Below are 21,988 nucleotides of genomic sequence, written 5' to 3' on the forward strand. Positions count from 1 at the left end.
CCCCGGCATGGGCGTCATCCGCCACGCCGACGCCGGCTACGACCGCGCCATCGACGTCGCCCACGAACGCGGCGTCCGCATCCCCATGGAAGAAACCCGCTAACCAAGACCCGACAACCCCAACTGAGAAAGAATCACCTCCATGATCGAAATCGACGGCAAACAGCTGCGTCTGAGCGACGTCGCAGCCGTGGCAAGTGGCGGAACTAAGGTGACGCTGGCGCCGTCGGCGGTTGAACGGATGGCCGCATCCCAACGGTCCGCCCGTGCGACGGCACTCTCCCGTCCCGTCTACGGGCGGTCCACCGGAGTCGGGGCGAACCGATCTGTCGCGCTGGACGCCTGGGACAAGGACGTCAACGTCCACGGTTTGAACCTCTTGCGCAGCCATGCCGTGGATGCCGGACGGGTACTTGACCGGGAAATCGTCAGGGCAATGCTGGCCATCAGGCTGTCCCAGCTTGCTGCGGGCTCGTCCGGCATCAACCCGTCTGTGGCCCATGCAGTCGTGGACATGCTCAACGCCGATGCCTTGCCGGAAGTGCGGGAATTCGGCGGAATAGGCACTGCGGACCTGCCCGCGCTGGCGGGAACGGCGCTCACCCTCCTCGGCGAGCGCCCCACCATGGACGGCAAGTACGTCCCGGCGCCTCTGGACGCCTGGGCCACCGAGGATGCCCTTCCTTTCATCAGCTCCAGCGCCCTCACTATCGCCCAGGCCGCGCTTGCCCAGCAAAAGCTCGCCACACTGATGGAAAACCTAACCACAGTGAGCGCCTTGTCCTTTGCGGCAATGTCCGGGAATCCCGAGGCATTGAGCCCCGAAGTCGCGCGGGCAGCAGATTCCCCCGCAGTGACCGGGATGGCCGGAGTGCTGCGCGGCCTCGTGGGAGGCAGCGGTGACCCGGCGAGGATCCAGGACCCGTACTGTCTGCGCACCCTGCCTCAGGCCCTCGGCTCGGTGGCGGAGGAACTCGAGGCGCTCGGTATGCTTTTGGAGCGTTTGGTCGTGGCCGGTCATGAAAACCCGCTGGTGTACGGTTCCGCTGAGGATGGAAGCAACGGGGTAGCCCATCACGGCCTGTTCCAGATGACCAGCCTCGCCCGCCGCATAGATGCCCTGCAACTGGCCATCGGTGCGGCGTGCGCAACGAACCTTCGGAGGATCAGCCTGCTGTGCGATCCGGCATACACCGGTCTCCACCGATTCCTTGCGGGCGATGATGCCGGCCAGTCCGGCGTCATGATGCTTGAATACGTGGCAGCCGCAGCGGTCGGCCGCATTCGAGCCAGTGCACAGCCGGTAAGCCTGCAAACGGTGGTGCTCTCGCTGGGCGCCGAAGAAGATGCCAGTTTCGCGAGTGTGGCCAGCTCCCGCATGGATTCCACCGCGCAGGCGCTTTCAACGGTGGTTGGCATCGAACTCCTTTGCGCATCGCGCGCGCTCAGGCTGCAGGGCAGGACGCGAGGAGAATTCACGAGTCCGCAGTTCCGGAAGGCCTTCGACGCCGGTCTATCGTTGCCCGCCGACGTCCAGGACCGGGACCTCCGCCCCGATGTCGACGCTGCGTCCCGCGTGGTGACCCTTCGGGAGTTCGGGAGCTAAGCATACTTAGCTATGGACTGCCGCCCCGGACGGGCGTAACTTAGTACCCAGACACCGCACTGGGGAGGTGGAGTGTTTGGCTTGGCATCTGGGGTGCCGTGGCTTTTCTTTGGTTCGCCCCGTTCTTCTCGCCGTTTTCGGCGCATTGGCGTGGTTGCTGTGGCTGGCCGGTCCTTCGCAGGCCACAGACCTTCCGCCGGCGATTCCTGCTGTCCCGACACCGTCGGTTTCACAGCCCCCGGTTCCCCTCACCGGTCCCATTGGCACGCTCGTCGACAACGTCCCGTCCGTGGTTCCAAGCCCGGGTCAGTTGGCCACAGTTCCTGAAACCGTGGTCAGTCAGCCAACGAAGCAGGTCCTGACGCCAGTCGTCGGACTCGTCGACGCTTTGCCGCCCGTGGTCGAGAACACGATCAAGGAACTCCCGGCCTTGCCCGAGCCGCCTTCCGTGCCGCCGTTGCCGGCCCTGCCGCCCGTGCCGCCGTTGCCCTCCATACTGCCGCCTTCCGTGCCGCAGTTGCCGCCGTTGCCCGAGCCGCCTTCCGTCCCGGCCTTGCCGCCGGTGGCCGCAATACTGCCAACCCACGGACCAAGCGCTCCAGCTGTCCCGACGACCCGCTTTTCGCCCTCGGTCCAGTCCGGACCGGACGCGGTCACCCGGAACCCCGGATTCACAAGGAACACCGGATTCCTGCCGGACGGGGTTGTCTTCATGCCCCCCGCAATGTTGGCGACAACGGATGGGTCGCCGGTCTCCGGCGGACCTCCGCCTGACGCGCCGGTTCCTGAGTCGGTGTCGCCACCCGGGGCAGGATCGACGTCGGGCCCGGAGGGCGGTTCCGCCTTTGGCGCGGCAGATCTGCCGGAACAACGTGCGCTGGCACCGCCACCCCGCCATGGCCCGATCCCCGATAGCCGGCAAAGCCTCTCGGCCGAACCCGCATTCGATCCTGGTTCCTCTCCCGACTAGTCAGGCCGCCCCTGCCCTTTTGGCAGGCACGACCAACTGCGTCGCATCGCGCAGAACACCGTCTTAGTCAGGAGAAGACCATGCAGAACCAAACCCAATTCATAGGAAATTGGCCCGACCCCATGCGGAAGGAGGCATATAGATAGCACCGCGACAGGCGCTCAGCGCATATAAGGGAACAAGGACGGCGGCCGCGCAGTCAATCCGACTGCGCGGCCGGCGTCGTGATGCTGAAAGTCGGTCCAAGTCCTTTTAGAACGGGCCTTTTAGAACAGGCCGTTCACTACGGCCTGGGTGAGCTGGTGGAAGATGTCGGTGCGGGCGGGGATATCGCTCTCGTCCTGGCCTTTGGTGTAGACCACGAATGCATAGGAGTTGGCTCCGTTGGTGAGGATGCTGGCGTCGTGGAGTTCGTCGTCGAGCAGTCCGTACTTGTGGAAAACAGTGATTGCGGCCGGAACCGCGGCGGGGATGAGCGATTCGTAGTTGGTGTTCTGCATGTAGGACAACAACTGTGTGGTGTCCTGCTGGTTCAGGAGCTTCCCGCTGTAGAGGCCGGCCATGATGCTCGCCATTTCGCTGGGAGTCAGCGTGTTGTTCATCGGGTCATAGCTGACGCCGATCGATGCGGCATAGGCCTGAAGCTCCGAATAGCCGACCGCGTCCATGATCAAGGACCAGGAGTCGTTGTCGCTGTCCTGGATCATCTCCTTGAGCTGGAATCCGGCCGTGTAGCCGCCCAAGGGATCGTCAAGGGACACTGCGCCTGTCTCGACAAGGTGGTAGTACGCGGCGGCAGCCAGGACTTTGGCGGTGCTTGCTGCCTCGAACGGCGCCTGGACCCCGTACTGGTGGTTCGAGCCATTGGACAAGTCGATCAGGGTGACGCCGATCTGGTACTGGCTGTTGGCGTCGATGATGGCGTTGATCTCGGAGTCCAACGCCGAGGTCACGCCGGTACCCGCAGCAACCGGCACTGCGGCTGCCCGCGCTGCAGCCGCCGGAGCCGCGGGGGCTGGAGCGGCGGTGGGCGCCTCGGCGGCAGCCGACGACGGCGCGGCGGTCGACGACGGTGCGGCGGCCGACGGCGGTGCGGCTGCCGACGGCGGTGCGGCTGGAACAGCTGCCAACGGCGTAGCGTGGGCCATCGCCGAGACTGCACGAGAGACGGATGAGCGGGCATGCGCAACTGAGTAGACCGTGGCCGTCAGGGTCACGACCAGAACGGCCGCGAAGGCTGTCAGCAAGGCCGATCGACGACGGCGGGGACTCCAGCGGTTCCACCGGCTTCTCTTTCGTCCGGACCCTTGGCCGGGACGACGGGGCTCTTGCTCTTCCATAATGAACCAACCGTAGCTACTAGAGCTATGTGAGAGCTATGAAAATCCTGTCCGTCAGCCACGTGTCGCCTGGGTGAATATCAGGGGTTTCGGAGCGGTGAGCCCAATACCGTGAACCGCGTGCCGCCCATCTCTCCGGACAGCAGGGGCATCGCCTCACTTATGGCCGCCCGGACGCTGTCCAGCTGCAGCGATCCTTGGTGCGCTTCTGCCGATTCCCATAGTTCGCAGACAAAGACCGTGTCCGGCGATTCTTCGTTGACCCCCACCTCGTAGAGCAGGCAGCCCGCGCCCCGGAGTTCCGGTTTCGGTCTGAGCAGGATGGAGACGACGGCGTCGCGCTGGCCGGGTTTCGTGCCGAGGCTTCCCACATTTGCAAAAGTCATGGGCCCATTGTGCTTCATTCCTCCGACGTTATTGAGGAATCGCGTACCTGCGGACAAAGTTGCCGAGGATCTTCATCGGTTCGGTGACCGTGATCTTCCGGGCGTCTGCCATCAGCTGTTCAGCAGCCTCGGGCGGGAAGTATCCGGCGTGGCGGTAGGTGTCGATCCGCGTGACGAGCCCCTCGGCGTCGAGCTCGGGATGGAATTGGGTGGCGTAAAGATTCCGCTTGATCCGGAACATCTGCACGGGGCAAGTGGCCGAACCGGCCAACAACACCGCGTGCCCTGGCAGGACAGTGCAGGCTTCCTTATGGCCGGTAAAGGCGACAAAGCGCTCGGACATCCCTTGGAGGAGCGGGTCTCGGAGGCCCTCCGCCGTGAGTTTGATGGTTACCCCGCCGAGTCCTTCACCGTAGGTCCGGTCAATCACAGCGCCTTGGTGAAGCCCTAGGGTTCCGACCCCATAGCAGGCCCCCAGAAAGGGAAAGTCGGCGGCAACAATCGTGTCCAGCAGGTTTGCTAGTTCTTTCTCCACCCGTTTCTGGACCGGGCTCTTGTGCTCCGCCGGGTCGCTCGAAGTGAAGGGACTGCCACCCACAATCACGCCGGAATAATCAGAGAGTTCAAGCGGCGGGAGGGGCGCCGCCTCCATTCGGATGCGTTGCAGCTGCTCGGGAGCGAGCCCTCCAAAACGAAGATACGCCTGGTACTCTTCCTCGGCCGCGGCGTCTTCGGCGCGAGATGCGAGCAGGAGAAACGGCTTCACAGGCTAAGTGTGCACGCGGCGGCCGTGACGCGCCAGCGTCCGGCTGAAACATCCTTCGGGGGACGGTGAGGCGCCGTTCACGTCGAAGAAATGTGCGGATTCCCTGCCGGGTGGAAGGATTTCACCTTCCTTGGCCCTGGAATCCGCGGAATCACTGGGACCCAGGGGCGCCGCCTCCGGGGGCCACTCGGGCGCGCCGGGATGGCGTTTACATTCCCGAAACACGCCCGTCATGCGTTCTTCACGCCAAGGCGAGTTATGTAACGTCCCTGCAATTTTTCCCCGCATTGCTTGAAACACGGAACCGGAAATATTGGGCCGGGGAAGAACGGGGCCAAGCTACGGCGGTCCTCCTACGGCATTCCGACAAGAAGGGAAACGCGTGTGAATATCACTGCGGAAAACGTTTGGGTGATGGTGTCGGCGGCACTCGCACTGCTCATGACTCCGGCACTCGGCCTCTTCTACAGTGGCATGACCCGGGCCAAAGCCTCCCTCAACATGATCATGATGAGCTTCATCTCCGCGGGCATCGTTGGCGCCGTTTGGATCCTGTGGGGCTATTCGATGATCAGCGGCAAGAGTGTCCTGGGGATTTTCGGCAATCCGTTCAGCAGCTTCGGCTCGGCGGACCTTGTCGGTTCCACCGATCTCATTAAGCTCGGTTTCAGCGCTACCTTCGCCATTGTCACCGTTGCCCTGATCAGCGGCGCCATCGCCGACCGCGCCAAATTCACTTCCTGGGTGATTTTCGTCCCCATCTGGATCACCCTGGTGTACTGCCCGTTGGCGTTCATGGTCTGGGGCGGCGGCCTCCTCAGCCCTGGCGGAGCCATCAGTTCGGTCTTCGGTCAGGTGATTGACTTCGCCGGTGGCACAGTGGTGGAAATCAGCTCCGGCGCTGCCGCTTTTGTCCTGGCGTTGATCCTGGGCAAGCGTCACGGCTTTGGAAAAGACCCGAACCACCGCCCGCACAACCTCCCCCTCATCATGCTTGGCACCGGCCTCCTGTGGTTCGGTTGGTTCGGTTTCAATGCCGGCGCGGCCACGACGTCGGCGCAGGCCGGCTTGATCTGGGTGAACACCCTCGTTGCCCCGGCCGGGGCAATGCTCAGCTGGTTGGTCACCGAGAAGATGCGGCACGGCCACCCCACATCCCTGGGTGCCGCTTCCGGCGTCGTTGCCGGCCTCGTGGCTATTACACCGGCCTGCGCCAATGTGGCTCCCGCCGCAGCCCTCGGCCTCGGGCTGGTAGCCGGCGCAGCGTGCGCCGTGTTTGTCGACCTGAAACACAAGTTCGGCTTCGATGACTCCCTCGACGTCGTAGGTGTACACCTCGGTGGCGGGCTTGTCGGCACGCTCGCGCTCGGATTCATCGCGTTGCCGGTGAACGGCAAAGGAGGAGGACTGCTTTACGGAGGCGGACTCCAGCAGCTCGTGGCGCAGATCGTTGCCATTCTTCTCACCCTTGCGGTGTCAGGAATCATGACGGCAATCATTGCCCTTGTCATCCACAAGACCGTCGGATTCCGGGTCAGCCACGAGGCGGAGCTCGCCGGCGTGGACCTGTCCGAGCACGCCGAGACCGCCTACGAGTTCGGCAGCATGTCCCGGAGCCACTACAACGCCCTCCCCCACGTTGCCGCCGTCGAGCTCCAGCGCGAAAAGCAAGCCGACCCCGCCTAGGGAGGCAGGCATTTCCGCTGCCGCAAGGGACGCGTACGCTCAATTTGTGGATATCGTCGATTTCCTCTTGGACCGCCTGAATGAGGACGAGGCTGCGGCGCGGAAACTCCTCGGCGACCGTTCGGTCTCCGAGGCGGGCAAATGGTACGAGCGACGCCTTCTCATGGAATGCGAATCTAAGAGAAGGCTGCTCAGCATCGTGGAATCCGCACGGCAGACGGCCCTGGCCACGATGGTTCGCGGCTCGCTTGGTGATACGCCGCAGTGGATCCCGGAATCGATCGAATGGACCACGAAATCACTGAATGCCCTCGCGCTGCCCTACTCGGACCATCCGGACTTCGAGACCGAATGGCTGGCAGGTACATAGTAGGCGGGCCTACCACTGCTCAGCGAGCACGCGATGAATCGGCAGGATCTTGCCGAAATGAGGTTTTGATGGCCTCTGAGTAGCTTGAATCATCATCTTCGGCAGAATCTTGCCGATTTTGGAAAAGTGGGCCAGAATGGAGCTAGAAACCCACTAAATCGGCAACATCGTGCCGGATCATCGGAGACTCGTGGAAGACCTAGCGGCGATTGCGGCCAGTATACGGAGAGCACGCAAAGAGGCCGGAATTACGCAAGCGGATCTTGCCGACCTTGCCGGGACTTCCGAAAGGACCGTTCGGGCGATTGAGACGGCCACCGGGAATCCTTCGCTGGGGGCCGTCGTGGCAGTAGCCAACGCCGTAGGCTTGCACATGGCGGCGGCCTGATGGTCGAGGATTTCGAGGAGCTCAGGTTCGTTCGTGCAGCGGACGTTCACAAAGGCGGTGTCTTGGCGGGCCGCCTTGTCCGCACCGGCCACGGCGGCGTCGGTTTTTCCTACATGGCGGAGTACCTGGCTTCCGGCCTGCCCGCGGTTGCCAGTTCGTTGCCCCTGACCGACCTCCCAGTCGAAACTCCCGCTGGCGCTCTGCCCCCGTTCTTCGCGGGCCTGCTGCCGGAAGGGCACCGGCTTAGCGTGCTCAGGGACGCCACGAAAACCAGCCTCGACGACGAACTCACCCTCCTGCTCGCAATCGGAGCCGATACCCCGGGAGACGTCCAAGTGGTCCCTACCGGGGAAATTCCGGTGGAACCGGCACCCCTTGCCGACACATCCAGGCCCGAGGAACTGGACTTCGCCGCCCTCGCCAACGCGGTGGACCGTCATGCCATTCCCGGTGTGCAGGACAAGGCAAGCGCCTCTATGCTCACCACACCGCTGTCTCTCCGGGGGCAACGATATCTACTCAAACTCGACCCGCCCAATCACGCACACTTGCTGACCAACGAAGCGGCACACCTCTCCGCCGCCAAAGGCCTCAAGATCCCTGTAGCCAAGAGCCATATCATCACTGACATGCACGGGTTGCCTGGGTTGCTGGTGGAACGCTTCGACCGCGTCCAGGACAAGGACGGCTCCTGGGTGCGGCTGCCGATGGAAGACGGAGCCCAGGTCATGGGCCTGCCACCAGCTTCCAAGTATTCGGTCACATCGGAGGACGTCGCGGCTGCGCTGGCCGGGCTGTGCAAGGCCCCACTCGTGGCCAGCCGCAACCTGTACCTGCAGTTCGTCTTTGCTTGGCTGACCGGGAACGGCGACCTCCATGCGAAGAATCTCTCGATTCTCGGAGGCCAGAACGGCGGATTTGCCATGGCCCCGATCTACGACATTCCATGCACCTTGCTGTACGGAGACGACTCGCTCGCGTTGCCGGTGTCCGGGAAAACCAAAAACCTCAAGGCGAAGCACTGGGCCGACTTCGCGGCGACCCTCGGCTTGCCACAACGTGCTGCCGACAAGGCCAATGCACTGGCCCTGTCAGCTTCCGGGAAGGTCAACTTGGAGGACCTACCGTTCACCGGGTCACCACTGCGAGGTGCCCTGCGCGAGTTGAGGTTCCGGAGTGGAGAGCTGGCGGGCTGACTGGCGCCTCGCAAGCATTGCCTACGGTGGCTTAGCCACGTATCGCCGTGCATTCGCGACAAGCTGGGTGGTCAAGGGAGAGGCGTCGTTCCGAAGCCAGACCAGTACCGTGGGCACGGGATATGACACTCCGACAAAGGGGCGCCATACGACGCCGGGCGGATCACCAGGCACCACTTGATGCGGCGTTTTGAAGGACACCCCAAGTCCGGCCGCCACCAGGCTCATGGTAGTTGCGATGCTTGGCGACCAGCGGTGCGGGCCTGGAACCAGGCCACCATCCATCATCAGGCCCAGAACATGCTCGCGTACGTCGGGGTCGCCGTCGCGCTGTAGCCAAATCAGTGGCTGCCCGTTTAGGTCCGTGGGGCCGATCGCGGCGAGGCGTGCCAGTGGGCTGCCGGATGGAATGGCGACACCCATCGGTTCCGTTTCCAAGGTCAGCACCCCCAGCCGTTCATCGCGGGGCGGCACTGCATGAACGAAAATCGCGTCAAATTCCTTGTCAAGCAGCTTCAAGACGCCTTCCCTGGCCGCTGCGACTTTGATGTCCACGTCGGGCCCGCTCTCATCCGGGGCAAGACCCCTAAGCAGCTCTGCCAGCAACGGATACGCCACGCCCACCGCCACTCCAAGCTTGAGTGTCCCTTTGGGAGGACTGCGGATTTCTTCCATTGCTGTCAAAGCGGCGTCGTGCGCCTGAATGATGCGTTCCGCTTCCTCCCGCAGGCGACGGCCCGCCTCCGTGAGCGCAACGTGGTTGTGAGTTCGGTCCAGGAGCCGGAGTCCGAGCGACCTCTCCAAGGCCTTGAGCTCCTGGCTCAAAGCCGGCTGGGCGATATGGAGCCGGAGGGCGGCTTTGCCGAAGTGCAACTCCTCGGCCAACACAAGGAATCGCCGGAGTTGGCGGATCTCCATGCATCATCATAAAAATTTGTGATCGTCCGAGTCCATAGCGGTCTTGGACGCCGGAGCCTGCCCGGGCGTCCAATGGAAGGGAAGGATCAACCGGAATCGGAAGGGTGAAGACGATGAGCACCAACGGACGGGCTGCCTTGGTAGAGGCCAACGGCACCACGATTTATGTTGAAGCGGCAGGCCACGGAACACCCGTAGTACTGGTTCCCGGCGCCGGAGGTGACGCCCGACAGTACACTGGCCTGGTTCAACTATTGGCCCAAAACCACAGAGTCATCTCTTATGACCGCAGGAACAACGCTCGCAGCCCCAGACAAAAGGACTGGGAGGAAACCTCGGTTGAGCAGCACGCCGCCGACATTGTTGCCCTTTTGGAAACGTTCGGGACCGAGCCCTGTGTTGTGTTTGGAAACAGTACCGGGGCCCTCGTGGCATTGGCCGCCGCGCTAAAGGCTCCAGAGCAATTTTCCGGGGCAGTTCTGCATGAGCCAGCTCTCCTGAGTGTTCTGGCCAATTCCGACGCGGCCATGGCAACCGTACAACCGGTTATCGCAGCAGGCATGGAAACCGGTGGATTTGCCGGCGGCGCAGAGGCCTTCGTCAAGTTCGCGGCAGCGGACGCCGCTGAGCTCTTGCCACCAGATTTCCTCGAATCGCTCCGGAACAACGCCAGGGTCCTTCTTGAAGCGGAGTTCGGCCCCTTCGCGTCCTGGAGGCCCGAGCCGACAGCTTTGTCTGGACTAACCGTGCCGTTGGCCGTGCTTACGGCAGAGCAGACCGCGCCGTTCTTCGTCGAAGCGGCTGAATGGATAGCCTCCCGCGTCGGCATCACTCGCCAGACGGTACCCGGCGGGCACATGGGATTCCTTGACCACCCTGAGGAACTGGCCAGCGCTATCGACCATATGTTCACCGCCGTCCCACAGGCCGAGGAATAATCCATTCGAAGGCGCACTTCCCCTGTCAAAGAATTAATCCAGAATCTATTCTGTTGATGAACCGGTATATACACGGTCCATAAGGCCACCGGTACGTCCCGGGAAGCCCATCCCGCTCCGGGGGCCGTCTCTATGAGGAGGCGTCCATGTCAACTCCCGATGTGCCGACCCGGGGGCCCGCAAGGCCCGGCCCGTATATTGTGGCCGGGATCCTGCTAGCCATCGCCATTCTGGTTCCGCTGTACGTTCCTGCGTACTCAACTAATCAGCCGCGGCTAGCCGGCATGCCGTTCTTCTATTGGTACCAAATGCTCTGGGTTCCTATCACGGCATGCATGATTGGCATCGCTTATCGGCTGGTAACCAAGGAGGACCGCCGCCGCCGCGAGGCCGCGCGGGGCGCACGCACGAAGGAGCAGGAACAATGAGCAGGCTCGCCGTGCCACTGGCGACCACAGCGGATCGACCCGTCAACGGCGTCGCGCTCACCATCGTCGTCATCCTCTTTATCCTGGTGGCGGGCCTGGGCTTCTTCGCCGCACGCTGGCGCGCGGGCAAGGAGACAGGCCTGCACAGTCTCGATGAATGGGGCCTCGGCGGACGCGGTTTCGGAACCTGGGTGACGTGGTTCCTTCTCGGTGGAGACCTCTACACGGCCTACACGTTCGTGGCCGTCCCGGCGGCAATGTGGGCCACCGGAGCCGTGAGCGGTTTCTTCGCCGTGCCTTACACGATCGTGCTCTACCCGATCGTGTTCCTGCTGATGAGCCGTTTATGGTCGGTCTCGCATCGGCATGGGTTCGTCACGCCGGCAGACTTCGTTGGCGGGCGCTATGGCAGCAGGGCTCTGACGGTTGCGGTGGCACTCACCGGCATTGTCGCGACCATGCCGTACATCGCGCTGCAACTCGTGGGCATCAAAGCAGTGCTCACGGTGTTAGGCCTCGGCAGCGCGCAGAATGTGCTGCTGACTGACCTGCCGCTGATTATCGCCTTCGTCGTCCTGGCCGCCTACACCTACACCTCGGGCCTACGGGCGCCGGCGCTTATCGCCGTCGTGAAGGATCTACTGATCTACCTTGCGGTCATCGTTGCCGTGATCTACCTGCCGATCAAGTTCGGGGGCTGGGACAACATCTTCGGTGCAGCCCAGGCGAAACTCGACGCCATCAGTCCCGCCACCGGCAAGCCGGCCGGCGTCTTCATCCCGGGGGCGGCCAGCTACTCGGCGTACTGGACACTGGCCCTTGGCTCGGCCATGGCGCTGTTCATGTACCCACACTCGGTCACCGGGGTCCTTGCGACCAAGAGCAGGAACACCATCCGCAAGAACGCTGCGGTTCTTCCGTTGTATTCGCTCATGCTCGGGTTCCTGGCCCTCCTGGGCTACGCGGCCATCTATGCGGGCACCAAACCCATTGACCTGAACGGTGCCGTCAATCCGCAGCTGGTGGTTCCGCAGCTATTCCTGGACAACTTCCCCGCGTGGTTTGCAGGGATCGCCTTGGCGGCTATCGCCATCGGCGCGTTGGTCCCGGCCGCCATCATGTCGATCGCTGCCGCCAACCTGTTCACCCGCAACATCTACCGCGACCTGATCCGGCCCGACGCCGACCCTCGGCAGGAAGCGAAGGTCTCCAAGATCGCCTCGCTCGTGGTGAAGTTCGGGGCGCTGATTTTCGTGATCGCAATGGACCAGTCGGCCGCCATCAACATGCAACTCCTCGGCGGAATCTGGATCCTGCAGACCTTCCCCGCGATCGTGGCAGGGCTGTACACCAGGTGGTTCCACCGCTGGGCGCTCTTCGCAGGCTGGGTCGCCGGGATCATCTACGGAACCGTCGCAGCGTACAACGTGGTCAACCCCGTGACGAAGGCCAACTTCGGCGGCTCCATCGCTGCCATTCCCGGCACCAACGTGCAGGTCTATATCGCCGTCGTGGCGTTCGCGATCAACCTCATTGTTGCTGCCGTCTTGTCGCTGGTCTTCCGCGCGATGAAGCTCCCCGACGGAAAGGACATCACCCGGAACTCCGACTACGGAGCCGACGAAGACGATCCGAAAGTTGCACAGCTCCAGCGCGAGTACCCCCTGGGCGAAACGCGAGGCGGCACGTTCTGATCGGACCCGCGCGCTAACGCTTCGTCGACAGCCTTGCCACGGCAGCGATATCCCGCGGCGTCGTCCGGCAGCACCCGCCAATGAGCCTGGCCCCGAGGTCGTGCCAAGTGGCAGCCCCTTCGGCGAGGCTTGACGGGCCTCCTCCGTTTGCTCCGGCGCGAGGCTTCCACGTCTTGGTAACGGCGTCGTAGCTTTCGCCCGAGTTCGGGTACGCGAGCAGCGGCTTATCCGTCGCGTTGCGCAAGGCCTCAAGTGCCGGGGAGACCAGGTTCAACGGTACGCAATTTACGCCGATTGCCGCCACGCGCGGCTGGGCCCCGCACAGCGCCGCCACCTCGGCAAGAGGCGTGCCGTCGCTGATGTGTCCGCCGTCCCGGAGCGTGAAGGAAAACCAGGATTCGACGTCGAACTCTTCCACGAGCGCCAAAAGGGCCTCAGCCTCCGCGAAGGAGGGCAGCGTCTCACAGGCCAGCAGGTCCACCCCGGCCGCCACGAGCGCCCGGATCCGCGGCCGGTGGAACTCCTTGAACTCGCGCTTGGTGAGAACGTAGTCGCCCCGATACTCGGAACCGTCCGCGAGATAGGCGCCATAGGGGCCAACAGATCCGGCAACCAGCAAGGGTCCGGCATCCGGGTTTTCCGCCAAGTACTCGCGCCGGGCCTCGTCGGCCAAGCGAACGCTTAAGGCCACCAGTTCCAAAGCATCCGCCTCGGCAATGCCGCGCCGGGCAAATCCCTGGGGCAGGGCTTGATAGCTCGAGGTGATGGCGATTGCGGCGCCGGCGTCGAAATAGTCGCGATGTACCTGCTTGATCAGTTGAGGTTGTTCCAAAAGGACCTTGGCCGACCATAGCGGATCGTCCAAATCGCAGCCGCGTGCTTCAAGCTCGGTGGCGAGGGCACCATCCACGGTCAGGTCTGCACCGGAGTCGAGCATGCGGGACAAACTGGTGCCGTGACTGCTCCTCCTGTCCATAGCTCGAGCCTACGTTCCTTCCAGTGGGTTTGTACTAGAAAGGCGTCGGCAACGGAAGGGGAAGGGTAGCTCAAGCGGCGCGGGGCTCCGGTCGGTGGGGCCTGCGGAACAGGTCCCCGAAATAATGTGCCGCCATGACGGGCGGGTCGGTGCTTCTTGTCAGTCTGGTTCCGGGCAGGGGTGGGGCTGTTGATTGGTAGGTATGGCCGGTGGGGGTGCGGATGTCCAGGACGTGCCGTGTCCCGGGGCTTGTTCTTGCCATCCAGCCGGGGAGTTCCTTGGTGTGGTTGCAGGCTTCGCACAGGCCTGCGCCGTTGGCCAGGCTGGTTGGCCCGCCGTTGTGCCAGGGAACGACATGGTCGAAATGCCGGATGGGTGCGTCGCAGTAGGGGGTCCGGCAGGTCTCGTCCCGGGCCTGGATGAAGCGCCGCAGCCCTGCCGGGAAGAGCCGCGCCCGCGAATCCGCGGCGACAAGCTCCCCGGTCCCGGGGGCGGTGTAGAGGCGCCGGAGCCAGAGCTTGAGATCCTGACCGCTCTCAGGCTCGCCCGCCGTGAGCAGTGTCCGTGCCCAGGCGGCGGGAACGATGCCGTAGCCGGGCAGCCGTGCCGGCTCGGCATCGCCCTGGAACAGGGTCCGGTCGGTCATGACGAGCTGGACTTCCACCCCGCTGATCCCGCCGGGGGTGCCGGTGGTCCGTTCGACGAGGGCGTCGGCCATGATCTGGCCCCGGGACCGGGTTTCCCCTGCGGAGCGGAGGGTGTCGGCGTGCCGGGACAGGGCCGCGTGCACGGCCACGCCCTGGGCGACGGGGAGCAGCGCGGTCAAATACGTCATGGTGTCCGGTGCCGGGCGCAGGCTGACGTGCCGTTCCTCGGCGGCGTGGCTGGCCCGCCGGGTGACGGAGCGGGGGTCGCGGCGGTAGGCCGCGGTCCGGGCCGCGGCGATGATGGTCTTGTCTCCGGCGCCGTCGAAGGTTCCGGTGTCGGCGGCGAGTTCCTCGTCCACGGCGCAGCGGTCTTCGGCGGACAGGCAGGCCGTTTCCTTCACGAGCAGGGTGGCGCGCCATTCGTTGAGCTGTCCGGTCTGGAGGGCGGCGAGGGTGTGCGGCATTTCGGTCACGAGGGCTGTGGCGAGTCCGTGGAGCCGGGAGCCGCGGGCCGGGGATTCCCGGCGGGCCAGGGCCACCTGCGCGGCGACCCCGCGTCCGCGTTCCTCGGCCGGGATGCCTGCGGCCGCGTCGGCGCTGCGCTGGGCGGCATCGAACGCGACCGCGATCCTCGCCTGCGCCGCGGCGGCCGCGGACTTCAAGTCCTCCAGCCCACGCAAGAGGTCGATCAACTCGGCACTGTCGGCCGGTTCGGTGCCGCCGTCCGCTGCCGCGCCGTTCGCGAGGCCCGGCCGAAGCGAGTGCACGGCATCGATCAGGTCCCGCACCTGGACGCCCCGGACAGCAACGCCCGGACCCGCGCTGCCCGACGGCGCGCCCGATCCGATCAGCTGTGTTCCCCGGTTCCCGGCCATAACCAAAGCCTCGCAGGAACCACTGACATTATTAGGCCCGAGAGCCGCGCCCGGGCGAAAGATCTTGGGAAGGAACCGGATTTTTTCGGGCGGGCCAGCGAGGGATACCAGACAGCCCTGCCATCGCTCGATGCCCTGATAGGCGTAGGCTATCGATCGTTTCGGAAGACCGCCCAGCCAGAGGAGCCGCACCGTGGACACGCGAAAACTGAAGTACTTCCTCGCCGTCGTCGACCACGACGGTTTCAACCGCGCTGCCGAGCATTTGCTTATCGCCCAGCCTTCGCTTTCGCAGACCATCGCGAGCCTCGAGAAGGAGCTCGGCGTTCCGCTGTTCCACCGCATCGGCCGCAGGGCCGTGCTCAGCGAAGCCGGCAAGGAACTGATCGGCCCGGCGCGCCTCGTCATGCGGGATCTCGACGCCGCGCAATCCGCGGTCCAGTCACTACGCGGAATCAGAAGTGGCCGCCTCGACATCATCACCATGCCTTCCCCCGGTATCGAGCCGCTCACGTCCATGATCGCGGCCTTCACCAAGGCCTACCCCGCGGTCCGGCTCAACGTCAGTGCTGCGTTCACTCCCGAAGAAGTGATCGAATCGGTCCGGACCGGCAGCACCGAGATCGGACTGTCCGGCTCCCCTACGCCGATCCTGGTTCCAGGCTTCGAGGTCCTCGAACTCGAAAAGCAACCGCTTATCCTTATCGTCAACCCGCAGGCCGACGTCTTTGGCTCCGAGCAAACAGCCATTCAACGGGAGGACCTCGGAGGCCAGCGCATCATTGCCAGCCAACGCGGCTCCCTCATGCGTTGGCTCGTGGATGATGCCCTGGCACACGGCGTCGAGGTGGAGATCGTCGTCGAAGTCGCCCACCGGACCTCCATCCTGCCCCTGGTTCTGGCGGGTGTCGGGCACGCGGTGATGCCGTCGTCGTGGGCTCCCACCGCGCACAAAGCAGGGCTACGCACAATGCTCATCGAACCGGTGAGTCATTTGGACGTCGCGGTCCTCAGCCGCAGGGACAACCTCACGCCAGCGGCCAAAGCGTTCTTGAAAGTCGCTGCGGAGCACATCGAGAACACCAACAGCCAGTCAAACCAATAGGCCCTACCTATCAGCCGGATCAAAACTAAGTCTTGGACGCCGCCTACCGGCCGCCCGTCTACTTGATGAGGAAGGCAGTGTGACTCTGCCAACAAACTCAACGAGGAGGTAGGCATGAGCGCCACCCAGAAATTCAGCATCGCATCGATCCCCGCAGACGGCGTCGGGAAGGAAGTTGTCTCCGCAGGCCGCCGCGTCCTGGACGCCTTGGCCGCAAACTCCAACGGCAAGTTCGCCTTCGAATGGACCGAGTTCCCGTGGGGCAGCGGCTACTACGAGAAGACCGGCCAGATGATGGACCCCAAGGGCCTGGACGCACTCAAGGACTTCGACGCCATCTACTTCGGAGCCGTCGGCTGGGAGAACGTCCCGGACCACATCAGCCTCTGGGGCCTGCGCTTGAATATCACGCAGAACTTCGACCAGTGGGCCAACATCCGACCGGTCAAATTCCTCCCCGGCATCCAGTCCCCGCTCCGCAAAGCTGACAACACCGAACTCGACTGGATCGTTGTCCGCGAAAACAGCGAAGGCGAGTACGCCGGACTGGGCGGCCGCAACCTGAGCGGCCGCGGCCCGGGCAACGAGGTAGCGCTGCAGACCGCGCTGTTTACGGAGAAGGGCTGCGAGCGCATCATGCGTTTCGCCTTCGATCTCGCACGGACCCGCACGGTCAAGAAGGTCTCGTCCGTCACCAAGTCCAACGCCCAGCAGTACGGCATGGTCCTCTGGGACGAAACCTTCCAGCGAGTCGCCCTCGATTACCCGGACGTGCAGACCGAGAGCGTCCTGGTTGACGCCATGAGCGCCAAGTTCATCCTCCACCCCGAGGAACTGTCAGTGGTGGTCGCGTCCAACCTGAATGCCGACATCCTCTCGGACCTCGGCTCGGCACTCGCCGGCAGCCTCGGCCTTGCCGCGAGCGCCAACCTGAACCCGGAGCGCCGCCTCCCGTCGATGTTCGAGCCGGTCCACGGATCCGCGCCGGACATCGCAGGCAAGGGCATCAGCAACCCGATCGGCGCGATCGCCAGCGCCACCCTGATGCTCGACCATTTCGGCCTCCATGAAGAGGCCCGCCTGGTGGAGGCCGCCATCGAGCAGACAACAGCCGCCGGGTTCTTGACCCGCGACGTCGGCGGCGAGGCCAACACAGACGAGGTCACCGAAGCGATCATCAAGGCACTTAGCCACACCGCGGAGGTCCCTTCCCAACACTCGCAAGCTCGCATCGGGGCCCTCGGGACGCCGCTTAGCGCCAGCCTGCGGTGACGTACGACGGCAGCTGGCCGGCCGCCGTCGTACGCGGCGTCGCGGGCCGCTCGGTGCTGGCGCGGGAGCGGTGGTCCGAGATGTCGCTTCGCGCGTCTACACGCGGGGGGGCTTGTTGGACGTTTTGCGCCGCACTAGAACTCAGATTCGCCGTATCACCGGTGATACAATTTATGCATGGGAACTGTGACAGTGCGCGAGCTAAGGAACCATGGCGGCGAAGTCCTTGAGCGGGTCGCTCATGGCGAGACGTTGATCGTCACCCGCGACGGCCACGAGGTGGCCGAGCTCCAGCCCGTCCGCCGGCGCAGCCGCCAAACAGAACAATTGATCGCCAGCCGCCGGCACCTGCCGCGCGTGGACATTGAGACATTCCGGGCAGATCTGGACGAAATCCTGGACGCGGGCCTGTGATCCATGGGACCCCGGAACGGGGAATTTTGGACACATCCACCGTCATCGGGCTCGGAGACCTCGCCGAGTCCGAGTTGCCTCATGAATGCCTCATCAGCGCCGTAACCCTCGCGGAACTCTCGGTCGGACCTCTGGTCGCCGCCACAGACAAGGAACGGGCGGCGCGGCAGGCGCACCTCCAGCAGGCGGAAGCCGACTTCGACCCGCTCCCCTTCGATGCGGCCTGTGCCCGGGCCTTCGGTCAGGTGGCCGCGTCGCTGCGCCGGAATGGCCGTAAACCCAAGGCACGAGCTTACGACGCCCTCATAGCCGCAACCGCGATCGCTAATAACCTCCCCCTCTACACCCTCAACACCGCAGATTTCGAAGGTATAGAAGGACTCAAGGTTCACTCCGTCCGCTGAGTTCTGCCCTAACAGACCCAGCGCAGCCTCCCGGCTCCTTCCCGGATACGCGGCAAACAAGGTTCCGGATCTGGCGCGCGCCGGAGCTACAGGTCCCTCAGCGACGAATCCGCGTCGAGCCGAGCGAGTCTTGCGACGTGGCCAACGGCTCCGAGGCACAAGAACAAAGGCACGCAGAAGAGCGCACCGAGCACGAGCAGCCAGTTCGGCATTGCCCACGCAGCCACCGGCAGGAGGTCGAGCTGAAGTCCGCTGAAGACCGCCGTTCCTACGATGGAGCAAAGAGTTCCCAGGAGCGTCCCAACCACGCCGATGATGAGACCCACTGCTGCCAGCTCGACCATGTAAACCCCTGCTATCGAAGCCCCCGACCAGCCGATGGCCTTGAGGAGACCCACTTCGCGGGCCCTTTGCTTAATCCAGCTGCCACCGACCGACACCCCAACCCCGAGGCAGAAGATGATCAGGAACCCACCGATCACCCAGCTGACAAGGGCAAGAAGGGCAAACAAGCCTGACAGGGACCGGATTTGGCCCGCGACGCTATTCACTGAGTATCCGAGCGCTCGGACTTGATTTTGTATATTGACCACTTCGTCTGCCGAGTCAACGCGAACATAAGCGCGGGGATAGGCCAGCGCTTTTTTATCCGGCCGGGCATTGGCAAGCGTTGACTTGAGTACCTTGCTGGATACGTACGCGGCTTGCGCGCCATCGGTACCGGGCGACGAGTTGTCATAGATGCCTGCCACGCGCAGAGATATGTAAACGGGTTCCCCGTTACCGGGGCCGATTTCCTTTGTGTACACGAAGCTCATTTCCTTGCCGAGTAGCTGAGCATAATTCTGGCCTTGACCCTTGTCGGGAAGCAGGATCTGGCCTTCCCCAGGGCCGCCTCCGGAGACGTCTCCGAGCAGTACCTTCGGGGTGATACCGCTGATAAAGGGTGTACCCATGAACGCGCCGGGGTTGTTCGGAGACGGCCAGTTCGCAGGATCCTCTATGGCTAGGTCAATTTGTGCCCAGCCGAAGGACCCCACCACATGATCGATTTGGTCGAACCGGGACAACGAGTCGTCGGTGATCTCGCGAGCTGAGTCTGGACCTACTGAAGTTACCTCAACATAATTCAAGGCGGAGTTGGTGGTGATCTTATTTGAGTATGAACTTATGCCGGCCCCCACGATGCTGTCGGCGAAAATGAATACAGCAATGCCAAGACTCATCAGGACCGCGAGCGGCCTCAGTTTCGAGAGGGAAAGGCGCACTGACCTGGCAGCAAAGAGCCTATTTCTGTTCAAGGAGCAACTCCTTCATGGGAAGCTGACGATGGGCCACCTGCTGGAAGACTTCGTCGTGCGAAGCGACCAGGACACCGCACCCGCCGGCGGCGCCTGTTCGCATGGCGTCCAGGATGGCTTCGGTATTTGTCGCGTCAAGGCCCGAACTTGGTTCGTCTGCCAGGAGTAGCGACGGTTGGTTGACCAGTGCGCGGCAAAATGCGACTCTTTGCTGCTGCCCGCCGGAAAGCCTCTTCGCTTGCCGGTCAGCGACCGCCGCAAGGCCGAAGCGATCCAGCTGCGCCGTAATCGTTGCGCGTGTCATGGGCTGGCTGCTGGCAAGGAGAATATTTTCCAACGCCGTAAGTTCAGGCAACAGGTTACTGCTCTGGAAAACCATTCCAATTTGGCTCGAGCGGACAAGACTCGCCGTCCGCGACGATGCATTGGTTCTGTTGTCACCGTTGATCCACACTTTGCCGGCATCGGGGGTTGACAGAAGGCCGGAGATATTGAGGATCGTTGACTTCCCCGAACCTGACTCGCCCCGCAGCCAGACGATTTCACCAGCCTCAACGTTCAGGCTGATTCCAGGAAGGACCAACTGTCGAGTCCCGCGCTCATCTGCAAAAGACTTCGCGATCTCCTCAAGACGGAGTACGGAGGTCACTTGTTCTCCCCGAAGTCGTAAGCACCTGGGACCGCGATCATGGCGGCTGAAACCGAAAGGCTACACGGTGACGCTTTGTCTGCTTCCATGCGATACAAGGACCGATATTCTTCGCAGCCTTTCAGAGTCCGGAGTCCCTCGGCCGCCTTATCGAAGTCGTTTGATCCAAGTCCGGAGCGACTTGCGTTCGTCATCGCGGTCAATGCCCGAAAATAGTTCAGGCCGTTTCCTTTGGGTGAACCGATGAGCTGCGGGAGAGCGGACTGGACTGCCGGGAACATTGATCTCACTTCCTCGCTGTTTGAGAAGTACATGGAGTTGGAGAGCGCCATTAGAGCTCCGGAGAGTAGATCTTCAACTCCGGGGTCTGCATCGAACGCCTCCAGTCGCCCCAACCGGACACTGGGCTCAAGCTGCACCAGAACATCCACCAACTCGATGTACCCGCTGAGATTCGCGAAGGTCACGGTGTCCGGAAGCGCGGCCCTCCCTCGGTCGATGACCGCACCGTAGCTCCCCCAGGACGAGGAGCCAGAGCGCTTAAGTGCCACAAGGGCCTTGAGTTGAGTGACCGGATCGGTTTCGGGCGACTTCAATACCCGTTCCAGTTCATCTCGGGTTCGCTCACTTGCGAGCTCTGGGAAGTTCGTGTCGAGGAGTCTCGCGGCAAGATACGTCCCATGGACCGACCCATTGGCGAGAGACGACGAACGGATAAGTCCTGTCTTCTGGTCGAGCCGCGGTGCAATCCGGTCCCTGACAAGTCGTTGTGCCTCGTTCTGCGCGTCCAGCAATTCCAGGGAGCGCAGCATTGAGGCGATCAGCGCATCATCATGCACCTCCCTTGAATCCAGAAGCCCGACGATATGGTCTTTAGCTTCGTTGGGAACGACGAGATCCTTTCTAAGAGCTGCTCTCGCTTCGAGAGCAGCTTGAAAGTCAAGGGTCGATTCATAGTCGTTGGGGAGCTTCTTGGAATCCACGTTTTTCAACGCTCGTTCCAATTCGCTGGGTTTCCGCATTTGCAGAGCCGAATAGGAATCGAAGAGCCGCCAAAGAAGATAGGGCTTGTTCTTGATCGAGTTGACGTCAATGGCCCCAAGCCGCACGAGCACTTCTTCCCGAAATGACCTTCCACCGATCGCGGACCAACCTTGCATCCTACCGATATCAACCCAAAACCAGAGCGCGGCGATCTCGGCGCCTACATCCTGCTGCCTCGGAGGAATCGCGGCATTAACCAGTCCCGCATCCAATTCGGCAGGCAAAGATGCGCGAGCAGCCCTAAGCAACTTGAGCGCCGACCAGAGCGTCGGCAGGTCGGTCGAGGTCTGCCCTCTGAGCGCCTCACGGACGGATCTATTGGCGTCGTCTGCGGCCAGCAGGTAGGAACCAAGGTCCGCGGAGTACAACGCGGTGGTGTACAGATCCCCGCGCTCTTTGTCTTCCCCTTCGGGCATCCTTATTAGGCCATTGATTCCCTGGAGCTTCTTCAAGTCATCTTGTATGGCAGAAACATCGTTAGTCGGCGCGGCGAGACCGGCACTGCAGGCAGGCAGGCAAAGCAAAGCTACGGTTAGCGCCGCCAATAGTTTGGCGTTTCGTGTGTGCTGTAACTTTCGAAGGCATATACCCGGGATTCTTTTCATTACTGCAGTG

General features: G+C 63.1%; 22 protein-coding genes. 12 read left to right on the forward strand and 10 right to left on the reverse strand.

What is annotated here, in order from left to right:
* Positions 1-142: 142 nt before the first annotated feature.
* Entirely contained in the window at positions 143-1,606 is a 1,464-nt protein-coding gene (locus AB0O52_RS20700; protein ID WP_364541728.1) for an aromatic amino acid ammonia-lyase, read from the forward strand.
* 339 nt (positions 1,607-1,945) lie between these two features.
* Here the strand turns inward: AB0O52_RS20700 and AB0O52_RS20705 are convergent, their stop codons facing one another.
* The 4 genes from AB0O52_RS20705 to AB0O52_RS20720 all read right to left on the reverse strand — a co-directional run bounded on the left by AB0O52_RS20705 (position 1,946) and on the right by AB0O52_RS20720 (position 5,068).
* Positions 1,946-2,320 (reverse strand): hypothetical protein, encoded by a 375-nt coding sequence (locus AB0O52_RS20705; protein ID WP_364541731.1) that lies wholly within the window; start codon positions 2,318-2,320, stop codon positions 1,946-1,948.
* 522 nt (positions 2,321-2,842) lie between these two features.
* Entirely contained in the window at positions 2,843-3,916 is a 1,074-nt protein-coding gene (locus AB0O52_RS20710) for a serine hydrolase (protein WP_364541734.1), read from the reverse strand.
* 80 nt (positions 3,917-3,996) lie between these two features.
* Complete coding sequence (locus AB0O52_RS20715; RefSeq protein ID WP_234754291.1) at positions 3,997-4,302, reverse strand: antibiotic biosynthesis monooxygenase; 306 nt, start codon at positions 4,300-4,302, stop codon at positions 3,997-3,999.
* A 28-nt stretch (positions 4,303-4,330) separates the two neighbouring features.
* Positions 4,331-5,068, reverse strand: coding sequence for a glutamine amidotransferase (locus AB0O52_RS20720; RefSeq protein ID WP_364541737.1), 738 nt, complete (start codon positions 5,066-5,068; stop codon positions 4,331-4,333).
* A 384-nt stretch (positions 5,069-5,452) separates the two neighbouring features.
* Here AB0O52_RS20720 and AB0O52_RS20725 point away from each other — a divergent pair, with 384 nt between their 5' ends.
* From AB0O52_RS20725 to AB0O52_RS20740, 4 genes are all read left to right on the forward strand, one after another.
* Positions 5,453-6,754, forward strand: a complete 1,302-nt coding sequence (locus tag AB0O52_RS20725; RefSeq protein WP_364541739.1) for an ammonium transporter — start codon at positions 5,453-5,455, stop codon at positions 6,752-6,754.
* A 46-nt stretch (positions 6,755-6,800) separates the two neighbouring features.
* Positions 6,801-7,124, forward strand: a complete 324-nt coding sequence (locus AB0O52_RS20730; RefSeq protein WP_364541742.1) for a DUF6221 family protein — start codon at positions 6,801-6,803, stop codon at positions 7,122-7,124.
* A gap of 190 nt (positions 7,125-7,314) precedes the next feature.
* Positions 7,315-7,512 (forward strand): helix-turn-helix domain-containing protein, encoded by a 198-nt coding sequence (locus AB0O52_RS20735; RefSeq protein WP_364541745.1) that lies wholly within the window; start codon positions 7,315-7,317, stop codon positions 7,510-7,512.
* Positions 7,512-8,708: a HipA domain-containing protein gene (locus AB0O52_RS20740; protein WP_364541747.1), complete on the forward strand. Its 1,197-nt coding sequence runs from the start codon at positions 7,512-7,514 to the stop codon at positions 8,706-8,708. Before AB0O52_RS20735 ends, AB0O52_RS20740 begins: the two co-directional genes overlap by 1 nt.
* Before the next feature lie 21 nt (positions 8,709-8,729).
* On the opposite strand, the gene AB0O52_RS20745 is transcribed toward AB0O52_RS20740, so the two are convergent.
* Positions 8,730-9,626, reverse strand: coding sequence for a LysR family transcriptional regulator (locus AB0O52_RS20745; protein ID WP_364541750.1), 897 nt, complete (start codon positions 9,624-9,626; stop codon positions 8,730-8,732).
* Positions 9,627-9,739: 113 nt separating this feature from the next.
* Here AB0O52_RS20745 and AB0O52_RS20750 point away from each other — a divergent pair, with 113 nt between their 5' ends.
* The 3 genes from AB0O52_RS20750 (at position 9,740) to mctP (ending at position 12,686) form a co-directional block, all read left to right on the forward strand.
* Positions 9,740-10,564 (forward strand): alpha/beta hydrolase, encoded by an 825-nt coding sequence (locus tag AB0O52_RS20750; RefSeq protein WP_364541752.1) that lies wholly within the window; start codon positions 9,740-9,742, stop codon positions 10,562-10,564.
* Positions 10,565-10,710: 146 nt separating this feature from the next.
* Positions 10,711-10,992, forward strand: a complete 282-nt coding sequence (locus tag AB0O52_RS20755; RefSeq protein ID WP_364541755.1) for a DUF3311 domain-containing protein — start codon at positions 10,711-10,713, stop codon at positions 10,990-10,992.
* The gene (gene mctP, locus AB0O52_RS20760) at positions 10,989-12,686 is read left to right on the forward strand and encodes a monocarboxylate uptake permease MctP (protein ID WP_364541758.1); all 1,698 of its coding nucleotides are present in this window, start codon (positions 10,989-10,991) and stop codon (positions 12,684-12,686) included. Before AB0O52_RS20755 ends, mctP begins: the two co-directional genes overlap by 4 nt.
* A gap of 13 nt (positions 12,687-12,699) precedes the next feature.
* On the opposite strand, the gene mmuM is transcribed toward mctP, so the two are convergent.
* Positions 12,700-13,662, reverse strand: coding sequence for a homocysteine S-methyltransferase (gene mmuM, locus AB0O52_RS20765; RefSeq protein ID WP_364541760.1), 963 nt, complete (start codon positions 13,660-13,662; stop codon positions 12,700-12,702).
* A 70-nt stretch (positions 13,663-13,732) separates the two neighbouring features.
* Positions 13,733-15,184, reverse strand: a complete 1,452-nt coding sequence (locus tag AB0O52_RS20770) for a DUF222 domain-containing protein (protein WP_364541763.1) — start codon at positions 15,182-15,184, stop codon at positions 13,733-13,735.
* 193 nt (positions 15,185-15,377) lie between these two features.
* Between AB0O52_RS20770 and AB0O52_RS20775 the strand changes: the two genes are divergently transcribed.
* The 4 genes from AB0O52_RS20775 (at position 15,378) to AB0O52_RS20790 (ending at position 18,379) form a co-directional block, all read left to right on the forward strand.
* Complete coding sequence (locus AB0O52_RS20775; protein WP_364541766.1) at positions 15,378-16,289, forward strand: LysR family transcriptional regulator; 912 nt, start codon at positions 15,378-15,380, stop codon at positions 16,287-16,289.
* A 114-nt stretch (positions 16,290-16,403) separates the two neighbouring features.
* Positions 16,404-17,561, forward strand: a complete 1,158-nt coding sequence (locus AB0O52_RS20780; RefSeq protein ID WP_364541769.1) for a tartrate dehydrogenase — start codon at positions 16,404-16,406, stop codon at positions 17,559-17,561.
* A gap of 177 nt (positions 17,562-17,738) precedes the next feature.
* Entirely contained in the window at positions 17,739-17,975 is a 237-nt protein-coding gene (locus AB0O52_RS20785) for a type II toxin-antitoxin system prevent-host-death family antitoxin (protein ID WP_184741881.1), read from the forward strand.
* 26 nt (positions 17,976-18,001) lie between these two features.
* Complete coding sequence (locus AB0O52_RS20790) at positions 18,002-18,379, forward strand: type II toxin-antitoxin system VapC family toxin (protein ID WP_364541772.1); 378 nt, start codon at positions 18,002-18,004, stop codon at positions 18,377-18,379.
* An 86-nt stretch (positions 18,380-18,465) separates the two neighbouring features.
* Here AB0O52_RS20790 and AB0O52_RS20795 read toward each other — a convergent pair whose 3' ends face one another.
* Genes AB0O52_RS20795 through AB0O52_RS20805 form a run of 3 tightly spaced genes read right to left on the reverse strand, consistent with a single transcriptional unit; the run spans position 18,466 to position 21,825 of the window.
* Positions 18,466-19,680, reverse strand: a complete 1,215-nt coding sequence (locus AB0O52_RS20795; RefSeq protein WP_364541775.1) for an FtsX-like permease family protein — start codon at positions 19,678-19,680, stop codon at positions 18,466-18,468.
* Positions 19,667-20,329, reverse strand: coding sequence for an ATP-binding cassette domain-containing protein (locus tag AB0O52_RS20800; protein ID WP_364541777.1), 663 nt, complete (start codon positions 20,327-20,329; stop codon positions 19,667-19,669). The genes AB0O52_RS20795 and AB0O52_RS20800 overlap by 14 nt, the downstream gene beginning before the upstream one ends.
* Positions 20,326-21,825 carry a hypothetical protein gene (locus AB0O52_RS20805; RefSeq protein ID WP_364541780.1) on the reverse strand — a complete coding sequence of 500 codons (1,500 nt, stop codon included), beginning with the start codon at positions 21,823-21,825 and terminating at the stop codon, positions 20,326-20,328. Before AB0O52_RS20805 ends, AB0O52_RS20800 begins: the two co-directional genes overlap by 4 nt.
* Between the last annotated feature and the right edge of the window lie 163 nt (positions 21,826-21,988).

Origin of the sequence: Arthrobacter sp. NPDC080073 (assembly GCF_040686575.1) — a bacterium.
Lineage (GTDB): Bacteria > Actinomycetota > Actinomycetes > Actinomycetales > Micrococcaceae > Arthrobacter.

What these genes read in the sequence shown, in the direction of transcription:
- AB0O52_RS20755 (WP_364541755.1), top strand. Translation starts at nt 10,711, where the DNA reads ATGTCAACTCCCGATGTGCCGACCCGGGGGCCCGCAAGGCCCGGCCCG.
- AB0O52_RS20705 (WP_364541731.1), bottom strand. Translation starts at nt 2,320, where the DNA reads ATGAAGACAACCCCGTCCGGCAGGAATCCGGTGTTCCTTGTGAATCCG.
- mctP (WP_364541758.1), top strand. Translation starts at nt 10,989, where the DNA reads ATGAGCAGGCTCGCCGTGCCACTGGCGACCACAGCGGATCGACCCGTC.
- AB0O52_RS20710 (WP_364541734.1), bottom strand. Translation starts at nt 3,916, where the DNA reads ATGGAAGAGCAAGAGCCCCGTCGTCCCGGCCAAGGGTCCGGACGAAAG.
- AB0O52_RS20715 (WP_234754291.1), bottom strand. Translation starts at nt 4,302, where the DNA reads ATGACTTTTGCAAATGTGGGAAGCCTCGGCACGAAACCCGGCCAGCGC.
- AB0O52_RS20740 (WP_364541747.1), top strand. Translation starts at nt 7,512, where the DNA reads ATGGTCGAGGATTTCGAGGAGCTCAGGTTCGTTCGTGCAGCGGACGTT.
- mmuM (WP_364541760.1), bottom strand. Translation starts at nt 13,662, where the DNA reads ATGGACAGGAGGAGCAGTCACGGCACCAGTTTGTCCCGCATGCTCGAC.
- AB0O52_RS20785 (WP_184741881.1), top strand. Translation starts at nt 17,739, where the DNA reads ATGGGAACTGTGACAGTGCGCGAGCTAAGGAACCATGGCGGCGAAGTC.
- AB0O52_RS20745 (WP_364541750.1), bottom strand. Translation starts at nt 9,626, where the DNA reads ATGGAGATCCGCCAACTCCGGCGATTCCTTGTGTTGGCCGAGGAGTTG.
- AB0O52_RS20770 (WP_364541763.1), bottom strand. Translation starts at nt 15,184, where the DNA reads ATGGCCGGGAACCGGGGAACACAGCTGATCGGATCGGGCGCGCCGTCG.
- AB0O52_RS20750 (WP_364541752.1), top strand. Translation starts at nt 9,740, where the DNA reads ATGAGCACCAACGGACGGGCTGCCTTGGTAGAGGCCAACGGCACCACG.
- AB0O52_RS20780 (WP_364541769.1), top strand. Translation starts at nt 16,404, where the DNA reads ATGAGCGCCACCCAGAAATTCAGCATCGCATCGATCCCCGCAGACGGC.
- AB0O52_RS20700 (WP_364541728.1), top strand. Translation starts at nt 143, where the DNA reads ATGATCGAAATCGACGGCAAACAGCTGCGTCTGAGCGACGTCGCAGCC.